This is a genomic window from Bacillus sp. EB106-04-04-XG123 (genome assembly GCF_058791855.1).
The window spans coordinates 299,059-320,682 of record NZ_JBYTDZ010000005.1; the positions used below are offsets into that span (position 1 = coordinate 299,059).

The following is a 21,624-nucleotide window of genomic DNA, read 5'->3' on the forward strand; positions in this document are numbered from 1 at the left end:
AAAGGGGAGAAAACAGGTGAAAGAAGAAACGTTCTATTTAGTAAGAGAGGATGTACTTCCAGATGCGATGCGAAAAACGCTTGAAGTCAAAAAGCTTCTCGATCGCAAAAAAGCGGATTCAGTTGCCGATGCTGTTCAAAAAGCGGATTTAAGCCGCAGTGCTTTTTATAAATACCGAGATGCTGTTTTTCCATTTTATACAATGGTAAAAGAGCAGATCATCACATTGTTTTTCCACCTTGAAGACCGGTCTGGGGCTCTGTCAAGGCTGCTTCAAATTGTGGCTGACTCTGGCTGTAATGTGTTATCCATTCACCAAACGATTCCGCTGCAAGGAAGAGCGAATGTCACCCTATCGATTAGTACGGCAGGTATGGCAGATGATATTAACACCGTCATGAATCATTTAAGAAAGCTTGAATTTGTCGAAAAAGTTGAAATTCTAGGTTCTGGGGCGTAAAAGGAGAGATCATAGCAGATGAAGCAATTAACTGTAGGTTATTTTGGACCAGAGGCAACATTTACTCATTTGGCCGTATGCTCTTGTTTTCCAAAAGATGCAGTGCAGCGTGCCTATGCAACGATTCCGCAATGTATGGATGCTGTGTCAAAGGGCGAAGTCGATTTGGCGGTCGTTCCACTTGAAAATGCACTCGAAGGATCTGTGAACTTAACGATTGATTATTTAATTCATGAAGAAGCGTTGTCCATTGTGGGAGAGATGACAGCTCCGATACGGCAGCATTTGCTTGTCCACCCGTCAAGAGCGGAGAGCTGGGAGACGTTAGATGTCATTCAATCACATCCTCATGCGATTGCCCAGTGTCATCAATTTCTGAAAAAACAGTACCCTCATATTCCTCACCGGCCAGTGGAATCAACAGGCTATGCAGCAAAATACATCAGTGAGCATCCAGATGAAGCTGTCGGGGCTATTGCCAATGAAATTGCCGCAAAAACGTATGGTTTGACGATTGCGAAAAAAGACATTCATGATTATCCGCACAACCATACACGCTTTGTGATTTTACATAAAGATCCTAACGCATCGTTCCCAATGAATTCTGGTTTCTCATCAAAGCCAAAAACGACCATTGTGGTCAGTCTGCCTAAGGATGACCAATCAGGTGCATTGCACCGCGTGCTGTCTGCTTTTTCTTGGCGGAATCTCAACTTGTCAAAAATTGAATCCCGTCCGACAAAAACAGGTCTTGGACATTATTTATTTATTATTGACATCGAAAAAGAAATGGATGATGTCCTAGTCCCTGGTGCGATTCAAGAATTAGAAGCGATTGGCTGTGAGGTCAAGCTGCTCGGCAGCTATCAAACATATGAATTAACGAATGAAAAATAGTGTCCCATCCAGGACACTATTTTTTTAGTCTTTTATTAAAAACCCAGCATCATCCAGCGCTTGAATGGCTTGGTCAAGCTGCTTTTGGCTGTAAGAAGTGAGAGTATGCAAATGCACGCCGTCTGTTAGTTCTGACAAGTAGGACGCGCCGGTGTTAGAAATATGATGGACAAAATCAGCGACTTGTTTCCGTGTGCTGACGCGAATGGAGGCCGTTAGTTCACCATAAACAGGGTGCTCAATGATCACATCTTTCACCGTCACTCCAAAGTCTACAATCAAGGTCAGTTCCTCTTCTGTGCGAGCAGGATCATGCTTGCAGGCGATGATTTGTTCAATTTCTCTTTCTGGCGCATGCTGCGCTGCCATATACACATAGCCTTGGCTTGTGGCAATAATGGGTTCATTTTTTGCTTTTAATAATGAAATATCTTGTACAATGACTTGTCGAGAGACAGCCGCTTTTTTAGCTAAAAAGCTTCCAGTAAGCGGTGTGTCTGTTTCTTTCAGCCACTCTAAAATGGCGGTTCTTCTTTCTTCGCCAATGAGTTTCCTCTCTTGCTCCACGTCCTAAGCTCCCTTCTTCTCCATTTTGCAAATGCTCAAATGTATGCAAAAGCTGATCGATGTCATCTTTTGATGACTGCCATCCAAATGATAGTCGAATAAATTGAAGGGCATCACGATCTGATACACGCAATGCCTTCACAGCAGGGGAAGGATGGTGATAACCAGAAGCACATGCGCTTCCAGTTGATAGACAAATCCCATGCCGGTTACATGCTAACATTACATATTGTCCTTCAAACCCTTCAAAAAAACAACCAATAATATGAGGCAGCGTGCGGCGATTGTCATTGTCCTGAAGTGTACGAACTGGCAGCTGTCTGATTTTTAACTGTTGAAGAAAATAATCACGCAGCTGTTCATCTAATTTTTGCTGTTCATCCAGCCTAAGCATTGCTTGTTCACTTGCAGCAGCAAAAGCACCGATACACGGTACATTCACTGTCCCTGGACGTAAGCCATTTTCCTGAACTGCTCCTGTATATAAAGGTTTCCAAGGAACATGAGAGCCCATATAAACGGCACCAGCGCCTTTAGGAGCATACACTTTATGACTTGAGATGGACACGGCATCGACTCCAAGTTCTTTGATGGACACACGTACCTTTCCAAATGTTTGCACAGCATCTGTATGAAAAAGAATGTTCCTTTCTTTTAAAAGAGGTGCTAATTCAGCAAGCGGCTGGATAATCCCTGTTTCTGAATTAGCATGCTGAATAGATACGAGCCCTGTTTCAGGCAATATTGCTTTTTTGAGAATGTCCTCTGTTATGATTCCATTCTGATTCGGTTCAATAATCGTGACTTTTACGCCAAGCCGCTCTAAGCTGCTAACTGCATGATGAACAGAAGGGTGCTCGACTGAAGTTGTGATGACATGCTGTTTATGTGCTGGCAGTCCATGGATGATCGATTGAATCGCAAGGAGATTGGATTCAGTTCCACCGCTTGTAAAGTAGATCCCATCTGGTTCACCCTCGATCATGGCAGCGAGTGATCGTCTGCTGTAAGTCAATATGTCATTTGCCTTTCCCCCAGCATCATGAAGACTGCTTGCATTTCCGTAGAAATTTTTACTCAGCTGCTCAAAAACATGCAGTGCTTCTTCTGAAACAGGTGTAGAAGCTGCGTAATCTAAATAAACCAACCTATCCATCTCCCGTGTAAAAATTTTTTCTTGTATTTATTTTAGTGTTGTGTAATGATATGTGTCAAGACAGGTGTAAATGACAGGAGGGGCAATGGTGTCATCAATCAAAAAAGTCATTGTGGTGGGATCAGGCATTGCAGCGCTTTCCTTTGCAAGAAATATCTCGAAAAACTGTCAGGTCATCATGATGACAAAAAAACAATTTTCATCTAGTAATTCCATGCTGGCACAAGGTGGAATTGCTGCTGCCTTTTCAGCACATGATTCAGCTGAGCAGCATGTGCAAGATACACTAGATGCTGGCTGTGACCACAATGATGAAAGAACCGTACAAGAAATCGTGAGACTTGGAAAACATCTTGTGCAGCAGCTCGTAGCAGATGGCTGTCCATTTGATCAAGATGAAGCGGGAGAGCCGCAATTAGGCAAAGAGGGGGCACACACCACTCATCGCATCTTGCATGCAGGAGGAGATCAAACAGGGAAAACCCTTGTACAGTATCTGAAAAGTCAGCTCGGCTCACATATTCATTTATACGAGTATCATCATGTCATTGAACTATTGGTTCATGAAGGGACATGCAAGGGTGTTGTATGGAAAGACGAGACAGGACACGTACAAACAATGACCGCAGATGCCGTTGTTTTATCAACAGGTGGCTGCGGCTCCCTATATGAGACAAACACAAATGATCCTTCTGTCACAGGAGAAGGACTGATGATGGCCTATCGAGCAGGTGCGCAATTAGTGGATCTCGAATTTGTTCAATTCCATCCAACTCTTTTGACAATCGATGGAAAAGCAGTTGGTCTCATTTCAGAGGCAGTACGGGGAGAGGGAGCTTATTTAGAAGATGAAACAGGCAGGCGGATCATGAAAGGGATTCACCCACAAGCTGATTTAGCACCTAGAGATGTGGTCGCTAGAGCTATTTTTCATGAGCAGCAATTAGGCCATCAATTGTATCTTAACATCCATGCTATTCCGCATTTTTCAGCTCGTTTTCCAGCAATAGATGCGATGTGTCAGCGTGCAGGTGTCGATATGGCGAGCGGCAGGCTGCCAATTTCCCCAGGTATGCACTTTTTAATGGGCGGTATCAGCGTCAATGAATATGGAGAAACGACTGTTCCAGCGCTATTTGCCATTGGAGAAGCAGCCTGCACTGGCTTACACGGTGCGAATCGATTGGCGAGTAATTCTCTTCTGGAAGGTCTCGTATTAGGCAGCAAAGCAGCACAAAGAATTGAACAGCTGCCTAAACAGAAAGAAACAAGTCCACCTTTTTCTATTCAAGAAATATGGACGGTTCCAATGATTTCAAAGGATCAGCTGAGACAATGGATGACTACATTTGCAGCCATTGTGAGAGATGAAAAGGGCTTGCAGACTTTGCTTCATACGTTACAGCATGTCACTTTTCAGCAAATTAATGTGAAGGATATCACAAATGAACAGATCGAATTAAGCAATCAATGGGCATTAGCGGTTTGCCTTGCTAAATCTGCATTACTCCGTACAGAAAGCAGAGGCGGCCATTATCGAATGGATTATCCAGAGCGAAGTGATGCGTTGTGGCAGGGCAGGCAGATTGTTCATGAAAAAGGTCATATTCATATCATGAAAAATGAAAGGATCGGTGCCAAATGGAACGTTTACAGTTAAAACAAATGCTCACTCATTTTTTCACAGAGGATATTGGCTTTGGAGATGTATCAGCTGATGCCATCTTTGGAGACAAGAAAGGAACAGCTCTTATCATTGCGAAACAATCTGGTGTATTGGCAGGATCACAACTGATTGATATAGGGTACCGCCTGTTGAATGAACAGATTCAAACTGAGCTGTTTTTTCAAGAAGGTGATTGGATTCATTCAGGCGCTGTACTGGCGAAAATAAAGGGCTCAGTCAACGACTTATTAAAAGGAGAACGGGTCATTTTAAATCTATTGCAGCGAATGACAGGTATCGCCACTTTAACACATGAGGCGGTGCAGCGATTAGGTGACCCGTCTATTACGATTTGTGATACGAGAAAAACGACACCCGGCTTGCGTATGTTAGAGAAATACGCAGTGAAGACAGGCGGTGGAAAGAATCATCGCTTTGGCTTATCAGATGGGGTGATGATTAAAGATAATCATATTGCCGCATGCGGCTCTATTCGTGAAGCAGTAGAGAAAGCAAGAGCATATGCCGGTCATATGGTGAAAATTGAAGTGGAAATTGAATCAGAAACGCAGCTAATGGAAGCCATTGATGCAAAAGCGGATGTCATCATGTTTGATAACTGCTCTCCGGACGAGGTTAAACGTTTTAAACAAATGACGCCAGAGTTTATTCTGACAGAGGCTTCAGGGGGCATTACGCTAGAGACATTGCCAAGCTACAGGGGGACAGGAGTCGACTTGATTTCACTTGGTTTTCTCACGCATTCAGCTCCAGCATTTGATTTTAGTATGAATATGGAATTCAGTCATAAAGGGGGAACAACTCATGTCCATGCTTAATGTATTAGCCAATCAACATGCGGCCATGATGCCAGATGAATATAAACACCGCTCTGAAGATGAGATGAAGCAACGAGTGTTAGAAATCAAGCGGGCTTTTGGCTCAAAGCTTTTTATACCGGGCCATCATTATCAAAAGGATGAGGTCATCGAATTTGCAGATGCAACAGGAGATTCATTGCAGCTGGCACAAATAGCGGCCGACAATCACGAGGCTGAATACATTGTGTTCTGCGGTGTTCACTTTATGGCAGAAACGGCAGATATGCTGTCAAACAAGAATCAAAGCGTCGTATTGCCAGATATGAGGGCAGGCTGTTCCATGGCAGATATGGCAAACATGAAACAAACAGACAGAGCATGGGAGCAGCTCACTGATCTGTTTGGAGATACAATACTTCCGCTTACGTATGTCAATTCAACAGCAGATATTAAAGCATTTGTCGGCAAGCATGGCGGGGCGACTGTTACTTCGTCAAACGCTAAAAAAGTACTCGAGTGGGCGCTGACGCAAAAAGAGCGGATCCTGTTTCTCCCTGATCAGCACCTAGGGCGTAATACGGCTTTTGATTTAGGGATTCCGCTAGAAGAAATGGCTGTCTGGGATCAGATAGAAGAAAAGCTCATTACCGATCAGCCGCTTTCCCGAATCAAGATGATTTTATGGAAAGGCCATTGCTCCGTACATGAGAAGTTTACCGTTCGGAATATAGAAGAAATGAGAAAAAAAGACCGTGACATTCAAATTCTTGTCCATCCTGAATGCACGCATGAGGTTGTAAGGGCTTCTGACTTAGCAGGTTCAACGAAATTTATTATTGATACGATCAAACAGGCGCCTGCAGGCAGCAAGTGGGCGATTGGAACAGAGATGAATTTAGTCAAACGGATCATAGCGCAGCACCCAGATAAACAAATTGAATCCCTTAACCCAGATATGTGTCCATGCTTGACGATGAACCGGATTGATCTGCCTCATTTGCTATGGTCACTTGAAAGCATTGAAAAGGGTCAGCCGGTCGGGTTGATACAGGTCAATGAAGACATCACGAAAGACGCTTTGCTTGCACTCGAGAAAATGCTCGCCATTAAATAATGATTCAGCCCCTCCTATCAGAAAACAAGTTTTTATCATATCGGCTTGTAAATAGGCATAAATTTATGTTGAAACATATTGTACTTCTGACATAACCGTTACGTTCACGTTTTGCATAGGAGGGGAAAACGTTGAAAATTCATATTGTGCAAAAAGGAGACTCCCTTTGGAAAATTTCAAAGAAATACGGAGTCGACTTTCAAGAATTGAAAAAACTAAATTCTCAGCTCAGTAATCCTGATTTGATCATGCCGGGTATGAAAATTAAAATTCCATCTAGTGGTGTTCCTGTGAAAACAGATCATCACAAATCAAAAGAAATGCCAAAAACGAAAGAACATCCGTATGTGAAAGAAAAGCCAAAAGATGTCGTGCAAGTGCAAGATACAAAACCGAAGGAAAAGCCAAATGAACCGGTACCTTATGTACCGCCAGTGCCAAAGATCGAGCAGCCAGTTTTTCCACAAGTCGATGTGAACTATTATCAGACCAATCTCTACCAGCCATTTACGCCTCCTCCCAAAAAAGATCATTATGAGAAAAAAGATCACGTTCACGAGAAAAAAGATCACAAAGATCATTTTCATCATGAGAATAAAGACCATAAAGATAACAAGGGTCATTTCCATCATGAAAATAAGGAACATAAAGATCACAAGGACCATTTTCATCATGAAAATAAAGGTCATTTAAAAGATGAAGTGGCAAAGGGATATGACCCGTTTATTCATATTCCGCATCAAAAAGAGGAGGGAAAAGACATGGAGCATGGCAATTACCCAAACCTTCCTAACTTCCCGCAAATGCCAAATGTGGGAGGGGCAGCGGTAGGAGGAGCGGCTGAAAATAACGAGCATCATCACCAGCATCATCATCATGAACCATATGATCCTTATTTTGGCTATGGTCATGGTCATTACATGCCAGCGATGTATCCATATCCGCAGCAAATGGTGCCGGCATCGCCAATTTTACCGGGATCAGGCCTATGTTATCCTATCCAGCCATATTATCACCATCATATGATGCCATATCCATACCCGGCTCATCCATATTATCCTGCGTATCAAGCGCCTGCTTACTACGGGGAAAATCATGAGCACCATGCAAACGACGGACATCACTGGCCTCACCATATGCATTCAAACGCCAATGCAAATGCTAACGTAAATCAAGGCTTTTATCCAAACGTCTCAAATGCCGCATACGGCAAGGAAGACTGCGGATGTGATGATGGCATGAAGCATCATCAGCCTTGGCCAGGACATTATCCGAATCCTGTTCCTTATGGCCAAATGGGAGCTTATCCAGCTCAGCCATATATGCAGCCATATCCAGGTCAATCCGTATTTGCAAGGCCGGAGGAGGAAGAAGAGGATTAATGACAGAAGGAACGATCTCAATCGTTCCTTTCAGCGTGTAGACAAACCCTCGCATTCGTTGTCAGGTCTGCGCTCCGGTGCTCACGAATGTCAAATTCGCTCCGCTCCTGTGCTCGTCCTTCCTAGAATGCATAGGTTTTCTATCACGCTGAAAAGAAGACAAAAGGTTAAAATCAAGAACATTTTAGCCTTTTGTCACCATACCAGAAGGAACGATCTCAATCGTTCCTTTTTTTGTTTATAACTGACAGCTTGATTTTCTTCCTAACTGTACATGCTAAAACAGAGCCTGTTTCGCGCTCATGAGATTGAATTTGTACAGGGGGTTTTTCGTTTGAAACAAAAATGGCAAAAAACAATCGCATTAGTGCTTCTTCCTATTGGGTTAACAGCATGTGGTACAAATGACAATGCAGGTGTAGATACAAGGCATAATCAATCAGGTCAGCCGGTCGGATATCATTCGAATAACCGTGCAGATGACAATAACCAAGATCATCAAGGACCAGTTTCTGAACTCATGGAAGGGATGAACGGTGGGAATACAACGAATGTTGATTATCGCACCCGTCCTCAAGCCGATGATCGAATGCCTCTTGCAGGTGGAGATGGACGCTACAGTCATGGAGATATGAACTATCATAACCAAATGTCGTTCTCAGGCTACGATAAACAAGAGAACATCCAGCGTTCAAGAAAAATTGCCAACCGCGTCAATAAAATGAATCACGTGGCAGACTCTCAAGTCATGGTGACGGATGAGAATGTGTATATTGCCATTAAATCAGATGGCCGCCTGACGTCAGAAGGCGTATCACAAGTAGAAGAAGCAGCGACTCGTTATGCAGATGGAAGAGCAGTCCAAGTCATGAAAGATGAAGGTGCATTCACACGCTTTAGAGATATGAGAAGAACGCAATTTGAAACAGGACAAACAGGCATGACCCGATAGTTTGACACAAAAAGGCTAAAGTTCATCACGAACTTTAGCCTTTTCTTAAAAATAAACCTTGATGCCTATATAAAATTCGTAAAAGAAATAACAGCCAAACCCTAATAATAAAATACCAGCAATAATGGATGTCCACTTGATCATCGTCCGATTCATCACTTTTCTTGTTAAGGATACAAGTGTGAGTAGACCAATGTCATGAAGGAGAATCCCTGCCAAAATACCGCCGGCAGCCAGCATAAATTCAGATGAATCTGTTTTTGTATAAGCATCCGCAAGTACAGCACCAAAAACAGAAACCCAGAACACAAGATTTCCAGGAGATACCGCCACGAGCAAGCCGTTTCGATATGTTTTCGCGAATGATTTATTGACCTTTTCTCCTGCTAAATGAATATCTTGATCCGCATTTTTAATGGAATCATATGCAAGAATCATTAAAAATACAGCTCCAATCAGCCAGAGCGGGATTTGAACAAACGGCAAAGATAAAAACTGAGCAAATCCAGCATATAAAGCCAAGATGAGTAATAAGTCTATGGTCATACCGCCTGCTCCGACAGTTAAACCATGAAAAAATCCGTTTTTCAGTCCCTGTTTTGTCATTTCAACCGTGATTGCTCCAACAGGCAGAGCAATTGAGAATCCTACGACGATAAATGTGAGAAATGTTTGCAATCGACTAGAACTTCCTTTGAATATATTGTATAAAAATTCTCCGTTTAGATTAATTATACATAATAGGAGAAAAGGATCAATGATTATTTCAGATTTAATTGAAATGAGTGAGATAGATGATGTATAGAAGACTGTATATCAACATGATCCATAATGCTTGTAGGGGAAAGGAACTATTTTCCTGAATCTTCTTTTCTTCATGATTTCTCTATGCTACACTGATGTGGAAATCAATAAAAGTGACTAGGGGTGCCCGCAAAATGGGCTGAGAGAGAAGTTTAGCTTCTTAACCCTTTGGACCTGATCTGGCTCGTACCAGCGTGGGGAAGTTGAAGATGATGCATGTATCATATCAATAATATGCATGTTTATTTCTGACGACGAAACCAGGTTCTTTAAATAGAGCCTGGTTTTTTGCTGGTGCTGATTCCATCCTGTCCGGTGACAAGAAGAAAAGGAGAGAACAGCAAATGAAAGAAAAGAAAAGTGTCCCATCCAATCAATCATTGTTATCCAGCTTTGACGGCAGCCATAAGGTGTATGAGAAAGGATCAAGACCCGATATCTTAGTGCCAAAAAGAGAGATCACGCTCTCACATACTGTGACAGAGGCGGGCAACATAAAAAATGAAGCAGTCCGTGTATACGATACGAGTGGACCGTACACCGATGAGAACGTTCATATTGACGTCACAAAGGGGTTAAAGCGTCTTAGGGCAACATGGATTGAAGAAAGAGGAGATACAGAAAACTATGAAGGGCGTCATGTAAGACCGGAGGATAATGGATACCGTTCAAAGGGGAATGAATCTATTCATTCTATCCAGACTGATTTTCATCATATGCCACTCCGCGCGAAACAAGGAGCGCGCGTGACGCAAATGCATTATGCCAAAAAAGGCATCATTACGCCTGAAATGGAGTTTATCGCAATAAGAGAAGAGCTAAGCCCTGAGTTCGTTAGAGAGGAAGTAGCGAGCGGAAGAGCCGTCATTCCTTCAAATATTAACCATCCAGAAAGTGAACCAATGATTATCGGAAGAAATTTTCATGTCAAAATCAATGCGAATATTGGCAATTCAGCTGTCACGTCATCCATTGATGAAGAGGTTGAAAAAATGACATGGGCGATCAGATGGGGGGCAGATACAATGATGGATCTGTCTACTGGAAAGGATATTCATACAACGAGAGAATGGATCATCCGGAATTGCCCAGTCCCAGTAGGAACCGTTCCCATCTATCAGGCCCTTGAAAAAGTGAATGGAGTCGCAGAAGATTTGACGTGGGATGTGTACAGGGACACATTAATTGAACAAGCGGAGCAAGGTGTAGACTATTTCACGATTCATGCTGGCGTACTGTTAAGATATATTCCGCTCACTGTCGATCGGGTGACTGGAATTGTTTCAAGAGGCGGTGCAATTATGGCAAGATGGTGTCTTGCTCATCATCAAGAGAATTTCCTCTACACTCACTTCGAAGACATTTGTGAAATTATGAAAAAATATGATATCGCCTTTTCACTTGGAGATGGACTTAGACCAGGCTCGATTGCTGATGCCAATGATGAGGCGCAGTTTGCAGAGCTGGAAACGTTAGGTGAGTTAACAGAGATTGCTTGGAAACATGATGTGCAGGTAATGATTGAAGGGCCCGGACATGTCCCAATGGATAAAATCAAAGAGAATGTGGACAAGCAAATGGACATTTGCAAGGAAGCACCATTTTATACGTTAGGGCCTCTTACAACAGATATCGCACCTGGGTATGATCACATTACATCCGCGATCGGTGCGGCCATGATCGGCTGGTACGGAACAGCAATGCTGTGCTATGTAACGCCAAAAGAGCATTTAGGTCTGCCGAACAAAGAAGATGTGAGAGAAGGCGTGATCGCCTATAAAATTGCTGCACATGCTGCTGATCTAGCAAAAGGACATCCTGCGGCTCAAAAGCGCGATGATGCTTTATCGAAAGCGAGGTTTGAATTTAGGTGGCGGGACCAATTCAACCTGTCACTTGATCCAGAAAGAGCCTTGGCGTTCCATGATGAAACATTGCCTGCCGAAGGCGCTAAAACCGCTCACTTTTGCTCGATGTGCGGACCGAAGTTTTGCAGTATGAAAATTTCTCATGATATCCGCAATCAATCTGAAGAAGTGAAAAGAGAGATGGAAAAGAAGGCGAAGGAGTTTGTCAGTCAAGGAAGTCAAATTTATCATCCATAAAAAAAGAACCTCGCACGATGCTGTGCGGGGTCTTATCAAACCGCTGAAAAGGCTTTTCTTAAAAGGTGAAAAAATGGCTTTGTTGCATATGCCATCATGTCCACACTCGGAATGAGAGCATCTGTTAAATGAAAAAAGACTGTTTTTCTTTCTGGAGATGTTCGTTTCTCTTTCTGCTTCATCAAGGGCAGCCTCCTTTTTCACTAATATACTTCTTTGCAGATATGAGAGATAGATATGTTGTGTGAATTTAAACAAAATTTAAACTTCTTGGGTTTGAATGGAAAGAAGGAGGGGAAACGAGTTGAATAGAGAATGAATGAAAAGAGCTGATCTATTTGACCAGCGAACAAGAAGAGTGGAAGGTGATCTTATGATGAAAGTATTTAAGGTAACATTTCATATGAACAATGGGGAAGTGCTTGATTTCGAGCTCAAACGTCCAGCTACCTATGATGTGTATAAAAAAATTGAAGAAGCCAATCATTGGTTTAAGCTGAATAATGAAATCATTAATCTATTAAACGTCAATAGTATCCATGTAGAAACAGAATAACAGCAAAAAGCCGCTCAGATAGAGCGGCTTTCGTTATGCAGAAAAATCATTTCGATTATTAAGCTGCCCGCGGGACAGCCAGTTCTTTTTATACAAATAAGCAATCACTTCAAGCCACAGACGCGGTGCTTTTTTAGGGAAAAAAGGTTTTTGGTAATAAGCATAAGCGGCTTTTAAATCATCCCATTGATGACATGCTTTCGTTTGTGTGAATCTGGCAACGTCAATGACTCTGATCCGTCCTTCTTTTGTTAAGATCAGATTGCGCAGATGGATATCAGAAGGATTCAATCCTTTCTCGCGCGCTTCCTCCAGCGCATCATCGACTTGATTGATCATTTGTTTTTTAATAGGAATTCCTTTTGTAAGGCATTCATAGAATGTGTAGCCTTTAATATATTCCATTAAAATATACTGATCCCCAGACTCATAAATCTCAGGGTAGTAAGACGAACCAGAAAGTTTTTCGTAAATGGCAGCCTCTTTGCGGGCAATATGCTGATAAGAAGGGAAAAAGACTTTTAGTGCCATTTTCTTGCCGTCTTTTTTATATAAAAAGACATAGGCACTTCTTCCTTTGCCGCACAGTTCAAGCTCTGCTGGTTTATAGGCAAGCTTATGAAAACGTTTCTCTTCATGATACTGAATCGATTCGGCTAATCTTTTGACATCTGACATTGACTTCACCTTCTTTGGTTTCAGTTTATGCGGCTGAAAAACGAATGATGAAAAAACGTGTCACCCGATAAAGCAATGGATTGTATAAAACATAACATTTACGAATGAAGGATACAATGAAAGACTCTTACCATACATTTGAATCATCGATGTGGTTAATGTTTAGAAAAATGGGTCAAACTACATATGTCATGCATCGATCTCATGTTCTAAAGAGGTGTAAATAGTGAAAGTGAAGATGAAATGTTTCGTTACAGGACTTATCATGACAAGTGTGCTTTTTTTCGCTGCGGATATGGAAGGGAAAGAACACTTGCAAAAGCAGTCAAACTCGATCACCGTCCAGCTTGAAAAAGTCTATTTAGACGGCGATGTGAGTATTGAAAGACACCGGGCATCATTAGAAGACAAAGACACATTCTGGGCGCAGTATAAAGGCTGGACGCTGGTAGAACAAAAAGAGGATTTTGCCCTTTTTAGAAAGCAAATTGATGATATCTCTCCATTAAGTAAAGCAAATGGATATATCGGATTATCAGAGGACGGTGTGATTTCTACGTTTCATGGAAGGCCTGACGGCTGGGCGGAGCCTATTCATCTCTTTTTTCAAATTGATACGTCCCGTTTAGAAAGTCATGTGGAAAAGCAGCTTGAGCAAGGCATTCCTTTTCGAACAAAGGATGAATTTGAGCATGTGCTTGAAGTCATGAAGCCTTACCGAAATGAAATATCGTTTTAAAGCGTGTAACAGCTTGCTGGTGTGAAGACCGCAAGCTGTTTTTCATGGTTTCATGATAAAAATGTACTGAGCGAACGTATGTTAACTTTTATTGCGGTTTTCTCTTCGATTTATGTTACAATGAAGAACAGTCAAAGAGGTGAAAACGGTGATAGAGTTTGTAAAAGGGACCATTGATTATGTGTGCCCGCAATATGTTGTCATTGAAAACGGCGGAGTGGGATATCAAGTCTATACCCCAAACCCGTTTATCTATCGAGTAAATAAACAAGAAACGATTTATACGTATCATTACATAAAGGAAGACGCATTTTCGTTATACGGTTTTCAAACACGAGAAGAAAAAGCGCTGTTCACAAAACTGTTAAATGTCACAGGAATAGGGCCAAAGGGCGCACTCGCCATTCTTGCTTCCGGTGATCCTGGCGCTGTCATTTCAGCGATAGAACGTGAAGATGAAGCGTTCCTGATTAAATTCCCTGGTGTGGGCAAAAAAACAGCACGTCAAATCATTCTGGATCTAAAAGGAAAACTTGCAGATGTGGTACCAGAAATGATTGGCAACTTATTTAATCACGAGGACCACATTCAGGTTGAAACGCAGCAAACTGCATTAGATGAAGCGCTTGAAGCCTTGAGTGTCCTTGGATACGGTGATCGTGAAATTAAAAAGGTTCTTCCATTATTAAAAGAAGAAAAGAATCTCACAACCGATCAATATGTGAAAAAAGCTTTACAAAAAATGTTGAAATAGGGTGATGTCTCATGGATGAACGGCTCGTCTCAACTGAAGCAGACAACCATGAATCAGCCATTGAGCAAAGTCTGCGGCCACAGACACTTAGCCAATATATCGGTCAGCAAAAAGTAAAGGATAATCTCAGCGTATTTATTGAAGCTGCCCGCATGAGGCAGGAAACGCTTGATCACGTCCTATTATATGGACCTCCTGGACTTGGGAAAACAACGCTTGCGTCGATCATTGCCAATGAAATGAATGTTCAGCTGCGTACAACATCAGGACCAGCCATTGAGCGTCCTGGTGATTTGGCGGCCATCTTAACATCTCTTGAGCCAGGTGATGTATTGTTTATTGATGAAATTCACCGCTTGCAGCGCTCAATTGAGGAAGTGCTGTACCCAGCAATGGAGGATTTTTGTTTAGATATTGTCATTGGAAAAGGAGATACAGCACGCTCTGTACGGCTTGATTTACCGCCATTTACGCTTGTAGGTGCAACGACCCGTGTCGGGCTGTTAACAGCGCCGCTTCGTGATAGGTTTGGGGTACATGCAAGATTGGAATACTATGAGCAAAGAGATTTAGCTCACATTGTGGCAAGAACAGCCGAGCTGTTTGAGATTGGGATCGATATTCGCTCTGCCGAAGAGATTGCGAGACGTTCCCGGGGAACACCGAGGGTTGCCAATCGTTTGCTCAGAAGAGTAAGAGATTTTGCGCAGGTGCTTGGGAATCATGCTATTACGCAGGACATTGCGGAAGATGCCCTTGAGCGTCTTCAAGTCGACAGGCTTGGCCTTGATCATATAGACCATAAACTCCTTTTAAGTATGATTGAAAAATTTAGAGGCGGTCCTGTTGGGCTTGATACGATCTCAGCGACAATTGGAGAAGAATCACATACGATTGAAGATGTGTACGAACCGTACTTGCTGCAAATTGGTTTCCTGCAAAGAACACCAAGAGGGCGGGTCGTCACAAGAGAAGCGTATGAACATTTTCAAATGGAGGTTCCGATTCGTGACTGAATTCCCTAAAATATTAATGATTTTAGGTGGTGTCCTTTTTGCCGCAGGATTAGTGTTTCAATTGGTTGGTAAGCTTCCAGGTGATATTTTTGTGAAAAAAGGAAATGTAACGTTCTTTTTTCCTGTCATTACATGCATTGTCATTAGCATCGTACTAACCATATTACTGAATATCTTTGGACGGATGAAATAACGTTAACTAGTTAACTACAGAATAGGTGAAGGAAATGAAGCTAGAACTATTTGATTTTGATTTACCAGAAAGATTGATTGCACAAGTGCCGCTTGAAAAAAGAGATGCATCAAGACTGATGGTCTTAAACAAACAAACGGGTGCGATTACACATGATACATTCTCACAAATCATCGATTATTTTCAAAAAGGTGATTGTCTCGTTCTAAACAATACTCGCGTTTTGCCTGCACGATTGTTTGGGATGAAAGAGGATACAGGTGCCAAAGTTGAGCTGCTTCTCTTGAAACAAGAAGAAGGAGACAACTGGGAAACACTTGTAAAACCAGCGAAACGGGTGAAAAAAGGGACGGTTATCACTTTTGGTGATGGACGGCTCAAAGCGGTATGTACAGAGGAAATGGAACATGGCGGAAGAAAAGTCGAGTTTCAATATACAGGCATTTTTTATGAAGTGCTTGAATCCCTTGGTGAAATGCCGCTGCCTCCATATATTAAAGAGCAGCTTGACGACCGTGAACGCTATCAAACCGTTTATTCAAAAGAGGTTGGCTCCGCTGCTGCCCCAACGGCCGGTCTCCATTTTACAACCGAGCTGCTGGATGCGCTGAAAGCGAAAGGTGTTCACATTGCTTTTATTACGCTGCACGTGGGGCTTGGCACGTTTCGTCCGGTAAGTGCAGAACGTATTGAAGAACACGAAATGCATGCAGAGTTTTATGAAATGAATGAAGAAACAGCTGATGAGCTCAATCGCGTTCGCAAAGAAGGCGGACGGATTATTTCAGTCGGCACAACGTCAACAAGAACGCTTGAAACCATTGCAAGCGCACACGATGGTGAGTTCAAAGCCTCAAGCGGCTGGACGTCGATCTTTATTTACCCTGGCTACACATTCAAGGCAATTGATGGCATGATCACAAATTTCCATCTGCCAAAATCCTCGTTAATTATGCTTGTCAGCGCATTAGCTGGACGAGAGCACGTACTAAAAGCGTACAATGAGGCTGTGAAAGAGGAATACCGATTCTTCAGCTTTGGCGATGCCATGCTGATTCAATAACATCATACAACAAAGACAGGAGGGCTCATTTTTGTCGCAATTACCGATACGTTATGAGTTCATTAAATCATGCAAACAAACAGGTGCACGTCTTGGCCGCGTTCATACACCGCACGGCTCTTTTGAAACACCTGTATTTATGCCAGTAGGTACACTGGCTACAGTCAAAACAATGGCGCCTGAAGAATTAAAGGCAATGGATGCAGGCATCATCTTAAGCAATACGTACCACTTATGGCTCCGTCCAGGTCACGATATCGTAAAAGAAGCAGGCGGTCTGCACAAATTTATGAACTGGGATCGAGCCATTCTAACTGATTCAGGCGGATTCCAAGTTTTCTCATTGAGTGAATTTAGAAAAATTGAAGAAGAAGGCGTTCACTTCCGTAATCATTTAAACGGAGACAAGCTGTTCCTATCTCCTGAAAAAGCCATGGAGATCCAAAATGCGCTTGGCTCTGATATTATGATGGCATTTGATGAATGCCCGCCATATCCTGCAGAGTACGATTACATGAAACGTTCTGTTGAGCGGACAAGCAGATGGGCAGAGCGCTGTCTAACAGCGCACCAGCGTCCAGAGGATCAAGGGCTGTTTGGGATTGTCCAAGGCGGAGAATACGAAGAGCTTCGAAAACAAAGTGCAAAAGACCTTGTTTCACTTGATTTCCCAGGCTACGCCATCGGAGGCTTATCTGTAGGGGAACCAAAAGATGTGATGAATCGTGTACTTGAGTTTACAACACCATTCTTACCAGCAGACAAGCCGAGGTACTTAATGGGTGTCGGCTCGCCAGATTCCTTAATTGACGGCGCCATTCGCGGTGTAGATATGTTTGACTGCGTACTGCCTACGCGAATTGCAAGAAACGGTACCTTAATGACAAGTGAAGGCCGTCTTGTTGTGAAAAATGCAAAATATGAGCGTGACTTTAGACCAATCGATGAGAACTGTGACTGCTATACATGTAAAAACTATACACGCGCCTATATTAGACATCTCATCCGAACAAATGAAACGTTCGGAATTCGATTAACAACTTATCATAATCTTCATTTTCTGTTAAAATTAATGGAGCAAGTGAGAGAAGCTATCCGTGAGGATCGTTTAGGTGATTTTAAAGAAGAGTTTTTTGAGCGTTATGGCTTTAACAAACCGAATGCGAAAAACTTTTAACGCATAAACGAAAGGCTTTACAATGCTTTAGAAAGGGGTGAAATAGAATGGATGGTGGTATGGGTTCAATCATTATGATTGTTGTCATGTTTGCTGTGCTTTACTTCTTGTTAATCCGTCCACAGCAAAAGCAACAGAAAGCTGTGCGTCAGATGCAGCAATCTTTATCAAAAGGCGATAAAATCGTCACAATCGGTGGTTTACACGGTGAAATCGACTCAATTGATGAATCAAAAGTGGTCATCAAAACAAGCGAAAACAACCGTTTAACTTTCGATCGCCGTGCTATTAGAGAATTAGCTGACAAAGGCTAATCCTCCGATACATAGCAATAAAAAAAGAGCGATATGATCCGCTCTTTTTTTATTTGCCTCGAAGATTGACGCCAATCATTCCCCCCAGCATACAAATGCCTAAAAATGCCCCATGATAGATGAACTGCTCTGGTGAGAACGTTTTTCCAAACCCCAAATATTGAAATAAAAATACAGTGAGAGAAAAAATGATAGATGTGATCGCACCAATGAGCCAGCCGCGCTCCTTTGCTTTCCCGCCAGAAATGATGCCTCCTAATAACAGGGCAACAAAGGACAAAATCATAATCATCCATTTAAATGATGATTCCTGCATACTTGTGAATGTAAGCATGAGCGACACAAGTAAACTTGTGACAACCATCACGACAAAAATGGCAATTAATCCGGATAAAATGCCTTTTCCAATATGTTTTGTTTCTTGCATGTGATTTGTCTCCTCTCCAATTGACCGAAGCTTGTCTTTTACTAAAATGTATTCACAGTGGAGAAAAAATAGACATGTTTCAGACGTTTCTTTTCTACATAAATAAAGTGTTTTGACACAAGCTATGTTGGAGAAGGAGGGTTTACATCACATGCAGGACATCTTGATCATTTCCATGAGAACCATCATTTTATATTTTCTTATTTGGTTTATCTTTCGCTTAATGGGCAAAAGGGAAATTGGCGAGCTGAGCATTTTAGATCTAGTCATTTTTATGATGATTGCAGAAATTGCGGTTCTCGCCATAGAAGAAGTAGAGGATCACATGTTACATACGGTATGGCCAATCCTGCTGTTAACCTTCATTCAAATCACACTTGCCTATCTCTCATTGAAATTCCAAGGCGTCCGGCGCTTTCTTGACGGTAAACCGGTCTTGCTCATCATCAATGGCAAAATAGACGAGGGTGCGATGAGAAAACAGCGATACAATTTTGATGACCTGCTCATTCAATTAAGAGAAAATAACATCGACAGTATTCAGGATGTCTCTTACGCTATTTTAGAGCCGTCTGGAAAGCTCGCCGTCGTCGAAAAAGAAAACAAGCTCAAACATGCAGCGCTTGAGCTTCCACTTGTTGCGGACGGTGTAGTGCAGCATGATCACCTTAAGCAAATCAATCAAAATGAACAGTGGCTGAAAGATGAGCTTGCTAAAAGAGGTTATCATGATATCGAGCAAATCTCTTACTGCAGCTTTAATCAAAAAACATTTTATATTGATTTGAAAGATGAAGTGATCAAAAAGAGATGAGCTAAAACAGCTTCCCAATGAACGGGATGCGGCGCAGCTCTTCTCGTTTCACTAGTCCTAGGCAGATTAATAGAATGACATACAGCATGCACGTAACAAAGATGAGTGTTACAAGTTCAATAGGAGCAGAAAAGAGTCCGTTTACTTGAGATTTCAGCCAAAGGCTGACAGCCCCCGTACCGATAATCACAAGGACGCAAAGTCCATATTCCTTTAATGGTAAATGAATAGGCAGCACCTTTCCAACAGTTGCCGCATGGAGCAGTGTGACAAGGATGATGCCGATTAAGATCGCAAGTGCTGCGCCCATAATGCCAAAGCCAGGCTGTGAAGCAAGAACAAAAATCATCCCTGTTTTTACAATTGCACCTATCAGGCTGTTGGTCATCGCCGCACCAGCTAAATTGAGTGCTTGAAGTACGGCTTGAAGGGGCCCCTGAAAATAATATAGAAGGAAAAACGGCGCCATGAATTTCACATAAATAGCCGCATGCGATGAACCATACATAAAGAGCGTTAAATCTTCTGCGTAAACGAAAAGAATAATACATGAAATGCCTCCGCTGAGTAAACAAAGGCGCATCGCCTGCTTCAGCCGGTATTCAACCGTTTTGCGTTTATTCTGCTCCATGCCTTCACTGATCGCCGGAACTAATGCAGTGGAGAGTGAATACGTAATAAAACTAGGCAGTGTCAAAAGGGTCAGAGCAAGCCCGGTCAACTCCCCGTACTGCCTTGTCGCCTCAACAGCCGCATATCCAGCAATGGCAAGACTTTGCGCGACAACAATCGGCTCTAAAAACCACGAAATATTCCCGATAAAACGGCTGCCTGTTGTTGGCAGGGCAATGCTCATCAGCTGCTTAAATGTGTCCTTCCCGTCATGAATCGCCTTAAAAAATCGTTTTCGAATACGAATGGTCTTTTTATAGCGAAAGGCGATCAGTAAGTAAGCAAGTGAAATCATCTCTCCAATCACAGATGACACCATCGCACCTGCTGCCGCAAATTCAATCCCGTAAGGAAGGAAAGCCGTTGTACATACCGCGACTAATGAAATTCTTGCGACCTGTTCCAGAACTTGAGACATCGCGAGCGGACTCATTTGCTGTCTGCCTTGGAAATAGCCTCTTAACACACTGGAAATGGCGATGACTGGTACGACGGGTGTAATGGCAAGCAGTGGATAGACCGTTCTAGGGTCTGTCAGCATATTTTCTGCCATGATGGGCGCAAACCATAAGAAGAGCGGCGTGAAAATCAGGCTGAGTGTTCCTGTTATCGCAAGAGACATGACCAGAATACGTTTTGTTTTCTGTTTGTCACCCCGGGCTTCTGCTTCTGCGACAAGCTTACTAATGGCGACAGGCAGTCCGAATTGCGTGAGCGTCACGGCGAGAAAAAAGGTAGGTGCAGCCATCATATAAAGCCCGACCCCTTCTTCGCCAATGAACCTCGCAATGACAATTCGATTGACAAAACCCAATATTCTCGTGATAAAACCTGCTAAAATTAAAATAATGGTCCCCTTTAAAAACGTTTGCTTCGTCAAATCACAGATCACCTGCCTTCTCAAACGACATAGAATCATATACAATAAGATATGCGTGTATATCGTCCAAGCATGACAAGTCTCTCGATAAAAAACTGAAAAGGGGGAGCTACGCAATGACACAACATCCAGCTGCTATTTACAAAGACCATTTAAAGCCTTTTCTGTTCAGTAAGCTTGAAGAATTCATCGTTTTGGGCTATAAAGATGTAGATTTAGAGGAATTATGGTCATACTTAGAGAATAAGAAGTGGAAGAAAAAACAAGAGTATCCGATTCATGAAATGGTTGCAGATATCTTATCTGTGAAAATAGGCGAATTTATGAACTATGCAACCGTTCAGTCGTTTAAAACGTCTGCTTTTTTGGACAGTGAAGATGGCAAGAATATGCTTGATGAACTGTTAAAATAAGCCA

General features: G+C 42.4%; 24 protein-coding genes, 1 pseudogene and 1 riboswitch. Of the genes and pseudogenes, 18 read left to right on the forward strand and 7 right to left on the reverse strand.

What is annotated here, in order from left to right:
- The first annotated feature begins 16 nt into the window (after positions 1-16).
- Together AC3WTB_RS16480 and pheA are read left to right on the forward strand one after the other, a co-directional pair.
- A complete protein-coding gene (locus tag AC3WTB_RS16480; protein ID WP_059375694.1) occupies positions 17-460 on the forward strand; it encodes an ACT domain-containing protein in 444 nt (147 codons plus the stop codon).
- 18 nt (positions 461-478) lie between these two features.
- Positions 479-1,357 carry a prephenate dehydratase gene (gene pheA / locus AC3WTB_RS16485; protein ID WP_024423155.1) on the forward strand — a complete coding sequence of 293 codons (879 nt, stop codon included), beginning with the start codon at positions 479-481 and terminating at the stop codon, positions 1,355-1,357.
- Between the two features lie 24 nt (positions 1,358-1,381).
- Here the strand turns inward: pheA and AC3WTB_RS16490 are convergent, their stop codons facing one another.
- Together AC3WTB_RS16490 and AC3WTB_RS16495 are read right to left on the reverse strand one after the other, a co-directional pair.
- Positions 1,382-1,924 carry a transcription repressor NadR gene (locus tag AC3WTB_RS16490; protein ID WP_041086449.1) on the reverse strand — a complete coding sequence of 181 codons (543 nt, stop codon included), beginning with the start codon at positions 1,922-1,924 and terminating at the stop codon, positions 1,382-1,384.
- A 7-nt stretch (positions 1,925-1,931) separates the two neighbouring features.
- A pseudogene (locus AC3WTB_RS16495) lies at positions 1,932-3,071 on the reverse strand (IscS subfamily cysteine desulfurase); the annotation flags it as partial.
- A 94-nt stretch (positions 3,072-3,165) separates the two neighbouring features.
- On the opposite strand from AC3WTB_RS16495, the gene nadB reads away from it, so the two are divergent.
- The 5 genes from nadB to AC3WTB_RS16520 all read left to right on the forward strand — a co-directional run bounded on the left by nadB (position 3,166) and on the right by AC3WTB_RS16520 (position 9,015).
- A complete protein-coding gene (gene nadB, locus AC3WTB_RS16500; RefSeq protein ID WP_492333976.1) occupies positions 3,166-4,740 on the forward strand; it encodes an L-aspartate oxidase in 1,575 nt (524 codons plus the stop codon).
- Entirely contained in the window at positions 4,722-5,585 is an 864-nt protein-coding gene (nadC, locus tag AC3WTB_RS16505) for a carboxylating nicotinate-nucleotide diphosphorylase (protein WP_492333977.1), read from the forward strand. The genes nadB and nadC overlap by 19 nt, the downstream gene beginning before the upstream one ends.
- Positions 5,572-6,681, forward strand: coding sequence for a quinolinate synthase NadA (gene nadA / locus AC3WTB_RS16510; protein ID WP_064497870.1), 1,110 nt, complete (start codon positions 5,572-5,574; stop codon positions 6,679-6,681). Before nadC ends, nadA begins: the two co-directional genes overlap by 14 nt.
- A gap of 131 nt (positions 6,682-6,812) precedes the next feature.
- Positions 6,813-8,063, forward strand: coding sequence for a SafA/ExsA family spore coat assembly protein (safA, locus tag AC3WTB_RS16515; protein WP_492333978.1), 1,251 nt, complete (start codon positions 6,813-6,815; stop codon positions 8,061-8,063).
- Between the two features lie 334 nt (positions 8,064-8,397).
- Positions 8,398-9,015: a YhcN/YlaJ family sporulation lipoprotein gene (locus AC3WTB_RS16520; RefSeq protein ID WP_268474168.1), complete on the forward strand. Its 618-nt coding sequence runs from the start codon at positions 8,398-8,400 to the stop codon at positions 9,013-9,015.
- Between the two features lie 45 nt (positions 9,016-9,060).
- Here AC3WTB_RS16520 and AC3WTB_RS16525 read toward each other — a convergent pair whose 3' ends face one another.
- Positions 9,061-9,693, reverse strand: coding sequence for a LysE family transporter (locus AC3WTB_RS16525; protein ID WP_024423148.1), 633 nt, complete (start codon positions 9,691-9,693; stop codon positions 9,061-9,063).
- 235 nt (positions 9,694-9,928) lie between these two features.
- A riboswitch (TPP riboswitch) is annotated at positions 9,929-10,037 on the forward strand.
- Positions 10,038-10,163: 126 nt separating this feature from the next.
- Here AC3WTB_RS16525 and thiC point away from each other — a divergent pair.
- On the forward strand, positions 10,164-11,924 hold the full coding sequence (thiC, locus tag AC3WTB_RS16530; protein WP_492333979.1) for a phosphomethylpyrimidine synthase ThiC: 1,761 nt from the start codon (positions 10,164-10,166) through the stop codon (positions 11,922-11,924).
- Positions 11,925-11,959: 35 nt separating this feature from the next.
- Here the strand turns inward: thiC and AC3WTB_RS16535 are convergent, their stop codons facing one another.
- Positions 11,960-12,106: a hypothetical protein gene (locus AC3WTB_RS16535; protein WP_410559234.1), complete on the reverse strand. Its 147-nt coding sequence runs from the start codon at positions 12,104-12,106 to the stop codon at positions 11,960-11,962.
- 191 nt (positions 12,107-12,297) lie between these two features.
- Between AC3WTB_RS16535 and AC3WTB_RS16540 the strand changes: the two genes are divergently transcribed.
- Complete coding sequence (locus AC3WTB_RS16540; protein ID WP_008342761.1) at positions 12,298-12,480, forward strand: hypothetical protein; 183 nt, start codon at positions 12,298-12,300, stop codon at positions 12,478-12,480.
- 33 nt (positions 12,481-12,513) lie between these two features.
- Here AC3WTB_RS16540 and AC3WTB_RS16545 read toward each other — a convergent pair whose 3' ends face one another.
- The gene (locus AC3WTB_RS16545; protein ID WP_059375678.1) at positions 12,514-13,158 is read right to left on the reverse strand and encodes a serine/threonine protein kinase; all 645 of its coding nucleotides are present in this window, start codon (positions 13,156-13,158) and stop codon (positions 12,514-12,516) included.
- A 238-nt stretch (positions 13,159-13,396) separates the two neighbouring features.
- Here AC3WTB_RS16545 and AC3WTB_RS16550 point away from each other — a divergent pair, with 238 nt between their 5' ends.
- From AC3WTB_RS16550 to yajC, 7 genes are all read left to right on the forward strand, one after another.
- Positions 13,397-13,897 carry an intercompartmental signaling factor BofC gene (locus AC3WTB_RS16550; protein ID WP_073979823.1) on the forward strand — a complete coding sequence of 167 codons (501 nt, stop codon included), beginning with the start codon at positions 13,397-13,399 and terminating at the stop codon, positions 13,895-13,897.
- A gap of 148 nt (positions 13,898-14,045) precedes the next feature.
- Complete coding sequence (gene ruvA / locus AC3WTB_RS16555) at positions 14,046-14,651, forward strand: Holliday junction branch migration protein RuvA (protein ID WP_024423144.1); 606 nt, start codon at positions 14,046-14,048, stop codon at positions 14,649-14,651.
- Positions 14,652-14,662: 11 nt separating this feature from the next.
- Complete coding sequence (gene ruvB, locus AC3WTB_RS16560; protein WP_024423143.1) at positions 14,663-15,667, forward strand: Holliday junction branch migration DNA helicase RuvB; 1,005 nt, start codon at positions 14,663-14,665, stop codon at positions 15,665-15,667.
- Positions 15,660-15,860, forward strand: coding sequence for a DUF2905 domain-containing protein (locus tag AC3WTB_RS16565; protein WP_012010741.1), 201 nt, complete (start codon positions 15,660-15,662; stop codon positions 15,858-15,860). The genes ruvB and AC3WTB_RS16565 overlap by 8 nt, the downstream gene beginning before the upstream one ends.
- A 34-nt stretch (positions 15,861-15,894) precedes the next feature.
- Positions 15,895-16,923, forward strand: coding sequence for a tRNA preQ1(34) S-adenosylmethionine ribosyltransferase-isomerase QueA (gene queA / locus AC3WTB_RS16570; RefSeq protein ID WP_064497874.1), 1,029 nt, complete (start codon positions 15,895-15,897; stop codon positions 16,921-16,923).
- Positions 16,924-16,954: 31 nt separating this feature from the next.
- Positions 16,955-18,100, forward strand: coding sequence for a tRNA guanosine(34) transglycosylase Tgt (gene tgt, locus AC3WTB_RS16575; protein WP_034321314.1), 1,146 nt, complete (start codon positions 16,955-16,957; stop codon positions 18,098-18,100).
- Positions 18,101-18,147: 47 nt separating this feature from the next.
- Positions 18,148-18,414: a preprotein translocase subunit YajC gene (gene yajC, locus AC3WTB_RS16580; protein ID WP_008360993.1), complete on the forward strand. Its 267-nt coding sequence runs from the start codon at positions 18,148-18,150 to the stop codon at positions 18,412-18,414.
- A 49-nt stretch (positions 18,415-18,463) separates the two neighbouring features.
- Here the strand turns inward: yajC and AC3WTB_RS16585 are convergent, their stop codons facing one another.
- Positions 18,464-18,841: a TIGR04086 family membrane protein gene (locus AC3WTB_RS16585; RefSeq protein ID WP_039180321.1), complete on the reverse strand. Its 378-nt coding sequence runs from the start codon at positions 18,839-18,841 to the stop codon at positions 18,464-18,466.
- Between the two features lie 151 nt (positions 18,842-18,992).
- On the opposite strand from AC3WTB_RS16585, the gene AC3WTB_RS16590 reads away from it, so the two are divergent.
- On the forward strand, positions 18,993-19,655 hold the full coding sequence (locus AC3WTB_RS16590; RefSeq protein ID WP_039180318.1) for a DUF421 domain-containing protein: 663 nt from the start codon (positions 18,993-18,995) through the stop codon (positions 19,653-19,655).
- 1 nt (position 19,656) lies between these two features.
- Here the strand turns inward: AC3WTB_RS16590 and spoVB are convergent, their stop codons facing one another.
- Positions 19,657-21,207, reverse strand: coding sequence for a stage V sporulation protein B (spoVB, locus tag AC3WTB_RS16595; protein ID WP_047203350.1), 1,551 nt, complete (start codon positions 21,205-21,207; stop codon positions 19,657-19,659).
- Between the two features lie 116 nt (positions 21,208-21,323).
- Here spoVB and AC3WTB_RS16600 point away from each other — a divergent pair, with 116 nt between their 5' ends.
- Entirely contained in the window at positions 21,324-21,620 is a 297-nt protein-coding gene (locus AC3WTB_RS16600) for a post-transcriptional regulator (protein ID WP_003216788.1), read from the forward strand.
- Positions 21,621-21,624: the final 4 nt, after the last annotated feature.

Coding starts and splice junctions, on each gene's coding strand:
- pheA (WP_024423155.1), top strand. CDS start 479: ATGAAGCAATTAACTGTAGGTTATTTTGGACCAGAGGCAACATTTACT.
- nadB (WP_492333976.1), top strand. CDS start 3,166: ATGGTGTCATCAATCAAAAAAGTCATTGTGGTGGGATCAGGCATTGCA.
- nadC (WP_492333977.1), top strand. CDS start 4,722: ATGGAACGTTTACAGTTAAAACAAATGCTCACTCATTTTTTCACAGAG.
- nadA (WP_064497870.1), top strand. CDS start 5,572: ATGTCCATGCTTAATGTATTAGCCAATCAACATGCGGCCATGATGCCA.
- thiC (WP_492333979.1), top strand. CDS start 10,164: ATGAAAGAAAAGAAAAGTGTCCCATCCAATCAATCATTGTTATCCAGC.
- AC3WTB_RS16535 (WP_410559234.1), bottom strand. CDS start 12,106: ATGAAGCAGAAAGAGAAACGAACATCTCCAGAAAGAAAAACAGTCTTT.
- AC3WTB_RS16540 (WP_008342761.1), top strand. CDS start 12,298: ATGATGAAAGTATTTAAGGTAACATTTCATATGAACAATGGGGAAGTG.
- AC3WTB_RS16545 (WP_059375678.1), bottom strand. CDS start 13,158: ATGTCAGATGTCAAAAGATTAGCCGAATCGATTCAGTATCATGAAGAG.
- AC3WTB_RS16550 (WP_073979823.1), top strand. CDS start 13,397: ATGAAATGTTTCGTTACAGGACTTATCATGACAAGTGTGCTTTTTTTC.
- ruvB (WP_024423143.1), top strand. CDS start 14,663: ATGGATGAACGGCTCGTCTCAACTGAAGCAGACAACCATGAATCAGCC.
- queA (WP_064497874.1), top strand. CDS start 15,895: ATGAAGCTAGAACTATTTGATTTTGATTTACCAGAAAGATTGATTGCA.
- yajC (WP_008360993.1), top strand. CDS start 18,148: ATGGATGGTGGTATGGGTTCAATCATTATGATTGTTGTCATGTTTGCT.
- AC3WTB_RS16585 (WP_039180321.1), bottom strand. CDS start 18,841: ATGCAAGAAACAAAACATATTGGAAAAGGCATTTTATCCGGATTAATT.
- AC3WTB_RS16590 (WP_039180318.1), top strand. CDS start 18,993: ATGCAGGACATCTTGATCATTTCCATGAGAACCATCATTTTATATTTT.
- AC3WTB_RS16600 (WP_003216788.1), top strand. CDS start 21,324: ATGACACAACATCCAGCTGCTATTTACAAAGACCATTTAAAGCCTTTT.